This window comes from Microbispora sp. CSR-4 (assembly GCF_008033685.1).
GTDB lineage: Bacteria > Actinomycetota > Actinomycetes > Streptosporangiales > Streptosporangiaceae > Microbispora.
On record NZ_VJVX01000099.1, the window covers coordinates 1 to 11419 of the forward strand.

Here is an 11419-nt window from a genome sequence, read left to right on the forward strand (position 1 = left end):
CGTCCTCATCCCCGCCCCGGCGTCCTAGAGATGCCGGTGGAGGACGTACTCCACTGGCCAACGTGAGCTATGCGAAGGCGGACGCCACCGCTACTCGGAAGTCGCGTCGCTCTCCCCGGAGGAGACGGCCTCCTTCGAGGCGCGCTACCTCGCTCGGGTCGCCGAGCTGCTGAACGAGCCGGACGCCTTCGACCTGCCGGTCATGTACGTCTACGCCCGCAAGCCCGGGCCAGCGGGCCACCGCGAAGCGGCGGCCATGCCGTGAACTGCGGTTCCCTAGGAGGCGGTGACCTGGGGCACGGACTCGTAGAGTGCCCAGTCAGCGCTGATCGCGCCCGCGGTCTTCAGCAGCAGCGGCAGGTGCTCCTCGGTCAGCTTCTCCAGGGAGGTCTCGGCGGCGTGGCTGTTGACGTTCACGGCCGCGATGACGTTGCCGGAGCCGTCGCGCAGCGGCGCGGCCACCGAGCGGATCCCGAGCGCGAGCTGCTCGTCGGTCAGCGCCCAGCCCTTCGCCCGCACCTCGCGCAGCACGGCGTCGCGCTCCTGCGGACCGGGCCGCCAGCGCGGCTCGATGCCCGACCTGCTCGGCTCCGCCAGCACCCGCTCCAGCTCGTCCGGCGGCAGCGCCGCCAGCAGCACCTTGCCCAGGGACGTCTGCATCGCGGGGAACCGCGTCCCGATCTGCACCGACAGCGCGACGATCTTCGGCACGGCCACGCGGGCGACGTACACGATGTCGGACCCGTCGAGCTGGGCGATCGACGACGACTCGTTCGTCTGGGCGACGAGCCGTTCCAGGTGCGGCCGGGCCACCTCCCACAGGCCCATGGAGCGGATGTAGGAGACGCCGAGTTCGATCACCCGCGGGGTGAGGGCGAAACCGCCCTGCGCCGAGCGGGCGTACCCCAGCTCCTGCAGCGTGAGCAGGATGCGCCGCGCGGTGGGCCGGGCCAGACCGGTCGCCGCCGCCACCTCGGTCAGGGACATCACCGGACGGCCCGGCTGGAACGCCCTGATGACATCGAGGCCGCGCGCGAGCGCCTCGATGAAGTCAGGTCCGGTGTCGCCTCGTGCCATGAACGCCTCTTCCGCTCGAACTCGCCGAGTCAACCTTAGACCCTGCCCACGGCCGACTGTCCGCCTGTCGGCGCTCTGCGTGGTCAGAGATGACCAGCGTCACACCGCCGTAACACGCCCAGCCGGTGGTTGACAGGCCGTTGCATGACCGCCATGCGGACCTCTGTCCGCACGAGCGGCGCGCTAACAACGCCATGACAGGACCATGAGAAGTGTGTCCGGCCGCCATGTCGGGAGGATCACCGGCGACCTACCGTGCGCGGAAAGGATCGGTGCGCCAGGTCAAGGAGCCCCCATGGTCACGTCCTTCCCCGTACGGCCGCCGCGAGCGGCCCTCGCCCTCACGACCCTCCTGCTCGTCCTCGCCGGCCTGCTCGGCACGGCCCTGATCCCCCCGCCCGCGCGGGCCGCCTCGCTGACGCAGGTCGGCTCCTTCGGATCCAACCCCGGCAACCTGGCGATGTACGCCTACCGCCCTGACAACCTGCCCGCAGGCCGTCCGCTCGTCGTCCTGCTGCACGGCTGCACGCAGAACGCGAGCGGCTACTTCGCCGACTCGGGGTGGCGCAAGTACGCCGACCAGTGGGGCTTCGCCCTGGTGCTGCCGCAGACCTCCAGCTCCAACAACTCGTCGAGCTGCTTCAACTGGTTCCAGACCGGCGACACCACGAGAGGGCAGGGCGAGGCCGCGTCCATCCGCGCCATGGTGGCGTACGCGGTCGCCAACTACGGGACCGACCCCGCGCGGGTCTACGTGTCCGGGCTGTCGGCGGGCGGGGCGATGTCCGCCGTCATGCTGGCGACGTACCCGGACGTCTTCGCCGCCGGATCGATCGGGGCCGGCCTGGCCTACCGCTGCGCGAGCAGCCTGCTCGAGGCGTCCGGCTGCCAGTACGGCCCGACGAGCAGGACCCCGCAGCAGTGGGGTGACCTGGTGCGGAACGCCTATCCGGGCTACTCCGGGCCGTACCCGCGAGTGGCCGTCTGGCAGGGCCAGTCCGACTACACGGTCGTGCCCGCCAACGGCGCCCAGCTGCGCGACCAGTGGACGAACGTGCGGGGCGTCTCCCAGACTCCGGCCTCCACCAGGTCGCTCACCGGTGGCACGACCCTCAAGGTGTACGGCGACGACGACGTGCGCCTCTACGAGATCAGCGGCATGGGCCACGGCCTGCCGGTCGATCCGGGCGGCGCGGCCGACCAGTGCGGGGCCACCGCGGCGTACTTCCTCGACACGATCTGCTCGGCCTACCACGACGCCCGTTTCTTCGGCCTTGACGGCGGCGCGCAGCCCAGCCCCTCGCCGAGCGCCACGCCCAGCCCGTCCCCCAGCGCCGGTCCTTCGCCCAGCCCTTCGCCGAGCCCTTCGCCGAGCCCTTCGCCGAGTGCCACGCCGCCGGGCACGTGCGTACGGGCCAGCAACTACGCCCACACCACCGCCGGGCGGGCGTACCAGTCGGGCGGCTACACCTATGCCAAGGGGTCGAACGACGCGATGGGCCTGTGGAACACCTTCACCACGCACGCGCTGCGCCAGACCGGCCCGGACTACTGGGTGCTCGCCGACGGCCAGTGCTGAACCTGCCGCGCCCCGGGCCCCGCTCCCCGATAGGCCGGGGCCCGGGGCGCGGCCCACGCGTCACACGCTCACGGCCGGCAGGGGCTCACCCGTCTCCAGCAGGGTCTTGAGCGCGGACAGCACCTGGGGCCAGCCCCCGGCGACCATCTCGCGCAGGGTGCTGCCGGGTTCGAAGCCGTCGTGGACGACCGTCAGCTTGACCGTCTCCCCCATCTGCTCGATCTCGAACGTCACCCGCGACCTGCGCTCCCCCTTCAGCTTGGCGAGCACGTCCTCCCCCAGGCCGACCGCCTCGGCCCACTCGGGGGTGAGGGAGTGCCAGGTGTAGGAGAGCCTGCGGCCGGGGTCGGACTCGACGACCACCTGCTCGGGATCGGTGATCGCCACACCGCCCTGGTGCCAGGTCATCGGCGCCCCCGTCTGCCAGTCGGTGTCGAAGGACAGTCCCCAGTAGCGCCGAGTGAAGCCGGGGTCGGTGAGTGCCTGCCACAGCCGCTCGGGCGTGGTCTTGATGTAGGTGGTGTAGACGAACTCGGGGTTGCTCATCGGCTCCTGCTCCAATGCGTTCTTGAGATCGGCGAGAGCACGGGCCCGCTCGCGGTCGAACCTGCTCATCCAGCGGTCCGCGATGGCGTTGATGGGCACGGCGTTGAGGTAGTGCAGCTTCTCCCGGCCACGCCACACCGTGGTCACGAGGTTCGCCGCCTCCAGCACCGCCAGGTGCTTGCTGACCGACTGCCGCGCCATGTCCAGCCCCGCGCACAGTTCGCGCAGCGTCTGGCCGTTGCGGGCGTTCAGGCTGTCCAGCAACCTGCGGCGGCTGGCGTCGGCCAGCGCCTTGAACACTTCGTCCATCTTCCCCATCCCGGACATGCAGCCCTTTGGCTGCATGAACGATAGGCAGCTGTACGGCTGCATGTCAACCTCGCCCGATGATCAGGGACAGGAGCGCAACGCTCCACAAATGGGGGTGAATAGGGCAACAGACCGGTGGTCGATATGTATGTCGCGCCCCGGAATCAGTCCGTCATTACTCTCCTCCGTCATTTATGTCGCCGCCACTTTCGGATCGACACAAGGCGTTACCAACCGTGTATGCACACGTCATTGGTAAGACCACGGCGGTCTTTTACGGTGAGGTTCCCGCCGGCCCGTGGAGGAGTTCCGGATCGACGGCACGACAAGGAGGGGATTTCTCATGAAGACACGGAAATTCCGATTAGCGGCGGCAGCGGTCTCGGTGACCGCGGTCCTCGGGGCGGTGGTCCCGTCCGGCCCGGCGGCCGGCGCACAGTCCGCCCTGCGGATCTATCGTGGCACCGCCACCGTGGTGGTCGACGTCTACGACTACTGCGGAGGTCCCCTCTGGGGCGAGCACCGGTTCGTCGGCACCAGCCGATACAAGGCGGCCGCGAAATTCGTCACCGGTCCACGCAAGTCCGCCGCGGGCAGGGTCGAACGCAACCCCTTCTACTGGGAGTTCTATGTGGGCGACATCGGAGCGCTCGGATCCTTCCAGTTCGGCTCCGCCCACGTTGTCACCGCGTCGGCCCGCGATCTCGGCGGTAACGTACGCGACCCGAAACTCCTGCTGGGCTACTGGGTCACCAGCCGATCGGGCACCTCCTGGTCCGGCAAGCTGGTCGACAGCCACCGCGCCGAAGGGGCCACGTTCAACCATTTCTACGGCGAGAAGACCATCGTCCCCTGCCGCGATCTCGGCACGTCTCGTTTCCTCTACGCCGTCAACGCCGGGGCCACGGTCTCGGGCCGGGTGAGCTCGGGGAGCGCGGCGTTCACCATCCGCGGCTCGACCTACGGCGACAACTACCGGTTCAGGATCACGTTCAACGGCTGACGGGAACGTTCCACGGGTACGACAGGAGGACCAGGTTCGCCACACGGTTCGTGCGGCGACGGCGCACCGGGGGTGGCGCCGCCGCCGGCACCGCGGGCGGGGCGGCGCCGGTCCTCGACCAGCCGCCGGGACGTACGGAGGTGTTGGCCGATGAACGGACGTGTCCTGCCGGTCGCCCTGCTGACAGCCGGTCTGCTGGCCGGCACGGGCGGCGCGTACGGCACCGCCGCCTCGGCCGCGACGCCTTCCTCACCCGGTGTGCCCACCGCGCCCAGCGACCCGACGCCGCCGCCGACAACGCCGCCGACAACGACGGCCGACCACAACGACCAGGACGTCATGTTCGCCCGGATGATGATCCCCCATCATCAGCAGGCGGTGGAGATGGGGCGACTGGCCGAAGACCGGGCGGCGGACGCCCGGGTCGCGCGGCTCGCCCGGCGGATCGAGGCCGCGCAGGCTCCCGAGATCCGGACGATGAGCGGCTGGCTCACGACCTGGGGCGAACAGGTGCCCGGGGAGAGCCCGGCGCCGACGCATCACGCCATGCCCGGGATGATGTCCCCCGAGGACATGCGGCGTCTCGAAGGGCTGTCCGGACGGGACTTCGACCGGGCCTTCCTCACGATGATGATCCGGCACCACGAAGGCGCCGTCACCATGGCGCGCGACGAGCTGAGCGGCGGAAGCTACGAGCCGGCGCGTAGGCTGGCGGAGTCGATCATCTCCAGCCAGTCGGCCGAGATCAAGGAGATGAAGAGCATGCTGAGCGGCCTGCCTGGTTGACCTGCCGGGTCAGCATGCCGGGTCAGGGCACCGTGACGGCCCGGACCGGCGCCGTGCTCGCCGTGGCAGTCGCCACGGCGGAAGCGGCGAGCACGTCGCCGTCGAACACGTCGCCGTCGAACACGTCGCCGTCGAACACGTCGCCGACGAGCGTGGCGCCGTCGAGTATGGCGTTCGAAGCCCTGGCCGTTTCGGACCGGCCGGAGGTTCCCCTGATCGGGCCGGAGATCGCCAGGGCCGGGCCGGAGATCGCCAGGGCCGGGCCGGAGGTCCCAAGGCCCGGGCTGGAGTCCCTATGAGCGGCGGGAGATCCGGAAGGGGGAGGTCACCCGCGCTTGCGGTGCCGTCCGTCGGACGACGCCGCCGCGGTCTTGACCCGTATCCCGGTCACGGCGGTGGAGACCACCGCGAACAGCAGACCGGCCGACAGGACGGCGTCGCCCGGCGAGCACACGATGTCGAGCGGCTTCCCCTGCGTGGCCGCCATGTTCCTGGTGGCGGGCGCAGCGGCGCTCTGGACGCTCGCGTTCACGGCCGCCATGGGCTGGATCGTCACCGGCGTCTTCGGCGTCACCTTGACCTTGCGCGGCAGGCCGTACCCGACGATCGTGCTCGTGTCGCGGACCTTGCGCTTCAGCCACACGCCGTCGACGTTGCCCTCGATCGTGTGGACCTTCCGGCCGACGACCTTCTCGACGATGCCGACGTGGTCGATGTCGCGGATCTTCTTGGACCCTGACCAGGCGAAGAAGACCACGGCGCCCGGCTCGGGCTTGTCGCTCCAGGCGTGGTGCTTCTCGAACCACTTGGCGTGCCGCGTGGTCAGCGCGAACTCGCCGACATGGTCCTGCACCCCGGCCCGGTCGGCCGCCCAGGAGACGAACATGTCGCACCACGGGGCGGCCTTGAAGTCGGGGTCCTTGGCGACGTTTTCGGCGTACCACTCGCCGAACTTGGTGTGTTTCCCGGCTCGTTCGCGGTAGCCCAGCTCGGGGCGTACGGCGTCGAGCAGCTGTCGAGCTATCGGATCGGTGGAAATCGGGGGCTCCTCATGGCGCGCTTCGAGACATGACGAACCGGCCCGCGGGCGTGCGGCATGACGGCATGACCGTCCGGGGACACGCCACGGCGGGGCGGAATCAGAAACGGGAGATGTGGCAGCCCGTCACGGGCGCGCCATCACCCCGGAAGCCTGGAGACGTTCCAGGGCGGGCAGGTGGTCCGGCGACACGACGCGGACCGGGTGGGCAGGTGGAGCCGACACTCCACGCTCTCCTCTCCTTGGCCGCCTACCGGGTTAGCTGACGGGTTCGGGCCAGGAGTAGCCCTACCGGATGGTCCGGATTCACCCCAAGAGACGTGGGTCCCCGGTTCCCGGGATCGATGACTTCCGGGATTCGGCGGTCGCCGGTCGTCCTCGGGTTGAGGACCGCTCACCGGCGAGACACACGGGAAGCTTAGTAGATAACAAGTAAGACACGGCCAAATGGCCTGTAAAGGGGATCATCCCGGCTGTCGCCGTTCCCTGCTTCCGCAGGTCCTCACGGTCGCGGGCCGCCCGCGGTGAGATGCGCCACACCACGCCGTACGGCGCGGCTCTGCCAGCGCGGGTCTGCCGGCGCGGGGTCTGCCGGCGCGGCTCTGCCAGCGCGGGCCTGCTCGCGCGTGTCTGCCGGCGCGGGGTCTGCTGGGCCGAGTGCCGACGCGGTCGAGGGCTTCCGGCTGTCTTGGCGCTCCCCTCGCTCGCGTAGTCGCCGGGTCTGTCCGCGCGTCAGCCTGGGCCTGCCCTGCGCATCGCCCACGCTCCCGCCTCACGCCTCACGCCCGCAGCCTCCGGGGCCGGTCCGTGCGTCGCCCGGGCCGGCCTGTGGGTCCTCCACCGCCTGCCTCCCGCCTTACTCGTGTAGTCGTCGGGCTCGTCCGAGGCGGTGGTAGGTGAAGGCCCAGCGGTCTTCGCCTACGTTGCGGCGGGTGTAGCGCTCGGGGTGCTGGTAGCGGTCGCGGTTGTGGAACTGGCACGCCGGGCCCAGCAGCTTCAGGTCCGTGAGCCCGCCGGTGCTCCAGTTGTCGGCGTGGTCGATCTGGCACATGGTCGCCGGCAGCGGGCAGCCGTCGATCCAGCACGTGGCGTACCGGGCGAAGATGGCCCGCCGCTGGGCAGGAGTCGCCAGACGGACCTTGCGCCCCATGTCCAGCACCTGTCCCTCGGCGTTCATGACGATCCGCACCAGAGTCGAGGTCCGGGCGAGCCGATGCACGCTGGAGACGGGCAGCACCTGCCCGGTCGCCAGCAACAACCCCGGCGCTGTCCCCGGTGCCATCCCCAACGACGCCCCCAGCAGCGTGCCTGCCGACGCTCCCAACGACGCACCCAAGAACGCCCCGGGCATCGCGCCCGCCGACGCACCCGGAGATCCCGGTGACCCACCTTGCGCCGCCCCCCGCGATGCCCCCTGTGCGGCTCCTTGCGATGCCTCCTGCGCCGTCTCCGGTGTCGCTCGCCCGGCTCCCGGTGCCGTTTCCGATGCCCATCCGGGTGGTGTCTCCCGCTCCGGTCCGGGCCCGCCGGGCGTCGCTCCCGACGGTCCCGATGTCCCCGACGCCTGCGTCGCACGCGAGCACCGCGCCTCGCCGCAGCACCGGCACGCGCCCTGGCCGTCGCACCGGCACGTGCTGTGGCCATGCCGGCAGTCCCCCGCAGGCCCAGGCCCGGCGTGGGTGTGACGTGCGGAGGCGTCCTCGGGCGGAGGGTCCGGCCACGCCGCCTCCGAAGGCGCCACCTCCGTAGGCGCTGCCTGCGAGTGCGCCGCCTGCGATGGCGGCGCATCCGAAGCCGTCGCGACCGAAGCCGTCGCGCCCGAAGACGCTATGTCCGAAGGTGCTGTGTCCGAAGGGGCAGCGTGCGAAGGGGCAGCGTGCGAAGGGGCTGTGTGCCAATGCCCGCCACCATGAGCAGGCCATGCTGACACACCCCGCCGGACATGGGTTGCTCCAGACCGGGCCGCGCCGCGATCCCACCCATCGCCCTTGGCGGGCGCGGTCTCGTCGCTCCCGGCAGAGCTGGTACTCACGGTGTCGTCGTCCTCGGCGGAGCCGGCGTTCGCGGTGTGGTCGCCCTCAGCAGCGGCGGTGCTTGCGGTGTCGCGCGGCTCGCACTCGCCGGGCCGCCGCTCACCGGCCCCGCGCTCACCGGCTCCCCAGTCACAAGGCTCCTCATCGCGAGGTCCGATCGCGGCGTCGCCAGAGCCAGCGGCAGGGTCGGTGGCAGGGGCAGCCTCGGCGATGTCGAGCCCGTCCGGGCCGTCAGGGGTATCGGTGCCACCCGAAGCATCGGGGTCGGCCATCGCGCCGGAAACGGCGTCGTCGGCGTCGGCGGGCGCAGGGGCGGCAGTGGTGTCGGCGCTCCCGGCACCGGCATCCGCCTCGGTCTCGGCAGTGTCGAACTCCTCCGGGATGTCGAGGTCGTCGGCCTCGCCGGGCGTCGGATCGCCCGTGTCCTCCCGGCCTTCCCCGAAGCCCCCGGCATCCCGCGCGTTTTCGACGTGGTCGGTGGTGTCGTCGGCCTGGCTCGGCTCGTCAGTGGTTCCGGTGGTGTCGGGGGCGTAGTCGCTGGGGGCGCTGTCGCCGAGGTCTGCGAAGTGGTCGCTGACGTCGTCGTCGGCGGCAGGGTCGGCGGTGTCTTGGGTGGCCGGGTCGGTGTCTTGGGTGGCCGGGTCGCTGGTGTCGTCGGCGGGGTGTGGGTTGTCGTCGGTGGGGTCGGTGGTTTCGGGGTCGGTGGGGAGGGAATCGGCGCTGACCACGACGAGGAGCTCGGTGACGATCTTCTGCTCCAGCAGGGCGATCAGCGCGTCCGCCTGACGTACCGTCAGCGGGCGGTCATCCCCCTGCGCCCTCAGCTTGGCATACGCCTGCAACAACGCCATCAACCGGGCACCGGCCTCACGCGGCAGGTAGAACTCCCCTTCCACGCCGCCGCCCTTGCCCGGGCGGACCCGCAGGAACCGCCGCCCGTAATCAGCCCGCTCATCCCGCTCATCCCCATCGGGGTCCAGCACCGCCCGCAGATGGCGGCCGGCCTTGGCGACCTCCGCCGCCCCCGCTTTACTGGCCAGGTCCACCAAGATCGGCTCCGCCAAGGTGGCCTGCTCATCCGATAGTCCGGCCACAGCGGCGCAGATGGCCTCCACCACCCCCGCCGCCAACTCACCCGCAGCGAACTTCTCCCGCACGACGGGGAGGCGCGGCAGTTCCGCCCCCAACGTGAGCAGGCGGCCCGCACCGCCCACCGTCATCCCCCCTCTGGTGCGCAACCAGCACCGGGTGGAGGCATGCCCATGCTGCCTGGCCTGCCCCGCACGATGCACCCGCCCCACCCGATCGGCCAGCGCGCAGGTGATCCGATCCCGGGCGAACAGCAACTCCTCCGCCTCGGCCAGGCACACATCCACGTCATCGGGAAGCGGGGTCAGCGCCAGCTCTTGGGCCACCTCACGAACCGACCCCACCACCACCCACGACGACCGCACACGACCCCGACCACGGTCACGACCACGATCACGCCCACCCACACCATCGGAAGCACCCGCACCCGCACCAGCACCCGGGCCGGCCGCGCCAGAACCATCCGCGCCAGCAGCGTCCGCGCCATCGGCAGCACCACGCGCGGCACCAAAGCCAGCGCCGTCCATGCCAGCGGCATTCGCACCGGCGGCGGCCCCACGCGCGGTATCCGCGCCAGCGCCGTCCGCACCACCCTCATGGGCGGCAGCCGCGCCAGCGCCATGCGCGCCCGCGCCAGCAGCGTCCGCACCATCAGCGGCCTCACTGGCGACATCTGCGCCAGCGCCGTCAAGGCCGACAGCGTCCGCACGGGCGGCACCAACGCCAGCGCCGTCCACGCCAGCGGCAGCCCCACGCGCGGCATGTGCGCCATCGATATGCGTGCCCGGGCTGGCTGTGCTCGTGGCACCGGGCGCGTCGGCGCGCTGCCGCTGCCCGAAGTTGATGATCGGGAAGGGATCACGGGCGGACGAGCCGTCGGATGACCACAGCGGCGAATTGGCGATCAGACGGTCCCACCACTCACCGTCAATATCGCTCGAACGGCGAAGGCGCTCAGGATCGATGTCGAACATATCCATCACACCCTCCTCGATTGATTCGAAATCCCGTTTGAATTATCTCCTGCTCATGTCACTCTTAGCAACCGGACGACCCGGTTCAGTTGGGGCCACAGACTTGCGGCGCAGCGGGTGTGGGAGAGCCCGGCCGCGATGAGGACGCACCACCAGCGACGGACCATCAGCCGAGGCAGAGAACGGGCACGTGTCCCGCCCTGGCACAGAGGCGGTCGAACCGGGACGGTAGGACGGTGCGAGGCTGCTGGCGCGACTGAGCAGGACGGTCGAACTCGGACGATCGGACGGCGCGAGGCTCCTGGCGCGACCGAGCAAGACGGTCAGACCCGAACGATCGGACGGCGCGAGACCTGGCGTGACCGAGCAGGACGATCGGACCCGGACGGCCGGACGGCCGGACGGCCGGACGGCGCGAGGCTCCTGGCGCGACTGAGCAGGGCGGTCGGAGTGGGAGGGTCCTGCGGCCTTTTGGGTGGCTACGGATCTTGGGCAAGTCGGTCACTGCGCCGCAAGGAAACTCCGGTCCTCACGAAGCCCGCTCCGCTGGGCCTTCGCTGCGGTCCTCGTTCCCTTCCGCTCCGCTCCCTCCACCCCGGAACCTCGATGGACGGACTACCAGCCGGTCAAGCGGCACGGCGCGATGAGCCGGCTGTTCGCCGTCGCCCGCGGGTAGCAGGAGCGCAGCCGCGACCTGCTGCTGCAGTCCGATGGAGCTGCCGGCGTGCGGGGGCCATCAACAAAGTCGATCAGCAGGGTCGATCAGCAGGGTCAGGCCGCGGAGTCAGCCGACAAGGTCGGCGGGCAAGGTCAGCGGGCAGAGTCCAGTTCTCTCCACAGCTCTTCGGGCACGGGCGTGGCCGCGAGGTCGAGGTCTTCCCTGACCTCCTCCGCGCTGCGTGCGCCGATCAGGATGGTGGTGACGGCGGGGTGGCGGTGGGGGAAGCGCAGGGCGGCGGCGGGGAGCGGCACGCCGTGGGAGGC

The 11419-nt window shown here is 70.8% G+C and carries 9 protein-coding genes and 1 riboswitch; of the genes, 3 read left to right on the forward strand and 6 right to left on the reverse strand.

Annotated features, from left to right (window positions below; translation table 11 throughout):
* Positions 1 to 276: 276 nt before the first annotated feature.
* Entirely contained in the window at positions 277 to 1077 is an 801-nt protein-coding gene (locus tag FLV34_RS37710; RefSeq protein WP_142648869.1) for an IclR family transcriptional regulator C-terminal domain-containing protein, read from the reverse strand.
* A gap of 295 nt (positions 1078 to 1372) precedes the next feature.
* Here FLV34_RS37710 and FLV34_RS37715 point away from each other — a divergent pair, with 295 nt between their 5' ends.
* Positions 1373 to 2656 (forward strand): PHB depolymerase family esterase, encoded by a 1284-nt coding sequence (locus tag FLV34_RS37715; RefSeq protein WP_142648868.1) that lies wholly within the window; start codon positions 1373 to 1375, stop codon positions 2654 to 2656.
* Between the two features lie 60 nt (positions 2657 to 2716).
* Here the strand turns inward: FLV34_RS37715 and FLV34_RS37720 are convergent, their stop codons facing one another.
* On the reverse strand, positions 2717 to 3511 hold the full coding sequence (locus FLV34_RS37720; RefSeq protein WP_142648867.1) for an SRPBCC domain-containing protein: 795 nt from the start codon (positions 3509 to 3511) through the stop codon (positions 2717 to 2719).
* Between the two features lie 343 nt (positions 3512 to 3854).
* Here FLV34_RS37720 and FLV34_RS37725 point away from each other — a divergent pair, with 343 nt between their 5' ends.
* Together FLV34_RS37725 and FLV34_RS37730 are read left to right on the forward strand one after the other, a co-directional pair.
* Positions 3855 to 4514 (forward strand): hypothetical protein, encoded by a 660-nt coding sequence (locus FLV34_RS37725; RefSeq protein WP_142648866.1) that lies wholly within the window; start codon positions 3855 to 3857, stop codon positions 4512 to 4514.
* A gap of 150 nt (positions 4515 to 4664) precedes the next feature.
* Positions 4665 to 5300: a DUF305 domain-containing protein gene (locus FLV34_RS37730; protein WP_147945424.1), complete on the forward strand. Its 636-nt coding sequence runs from the start codon at positions 4665 to 4667 to the stop codon at positions 5298 to 5300.
* Between the two features lie 325 nt (positions 5301 to 5625).
* Here FLV34_RS37730 and FLV34_RS37735 read toward each other — a convergent pair whose 3' ends face one another.
* The 4 genes from FLV34_RS37735 to FLV34_RS43530 all read right to left on the reverse strand — a co-directional run bounded on the left by FLV34_RS37735 (position 5626) and on the right by FLV34_RS43530 (position 11407).
* Positions 5626 to 6339, reverse strand: a complete 714-nt coding sequence (locus FLV34_RS37735; RefSeq protein WP_147945425.1) for a CHAP domain-containing protein — start codon at positions 6337 to 6339, stop codon at positions 5626 to 5628.
* Between the two features lie 231 nt (positions 6340 to 6570).
* Positions 6571 to 6713, reverse strand: a riboswitch (cyclic di-AMP (ydaO/yuaA leader).
* A gap of 482 nt (positions 6714 to 7195) precedes the next feature.
* Positions 7196 to 9787, reverse strand: coding sequence for a DUF222 domain-containing protein (locus FLV34_RS37740; RefSeq protein WP_187280844.1), 2592 nt, complete (start codon positions 9785 to 9787; stop codon positions 7196 to 7198).
* Positions 9766 to 10224, reverse strand: coding sequence for a hypothetical protein (locus FLV34_RS40985; protein ID WP_187280845.1), 459 nt, complete (start codon positions 10222 to 10224; stop codon positions 9766 to 9768). The genes FLV34_RS37740 and FLV34_RS40985 overlap by 22 nt, the downstream gene beginning before the upstream one ends.
* 1021 nt (positions 10225 to 11245) lie before the next feature.
* A complete protein-coding gene (locus FLV34_RS43530) occupies positions 11246 to 11407 on the reverse strand; it encodes a hypothetical protein (RefSeq protein ID WP_369074165.1) in 162 nt (53 codons plus the stop codon).
* Between the last annotated feature and the right edge of the window lie 12 nt (positions 11408 to 11419).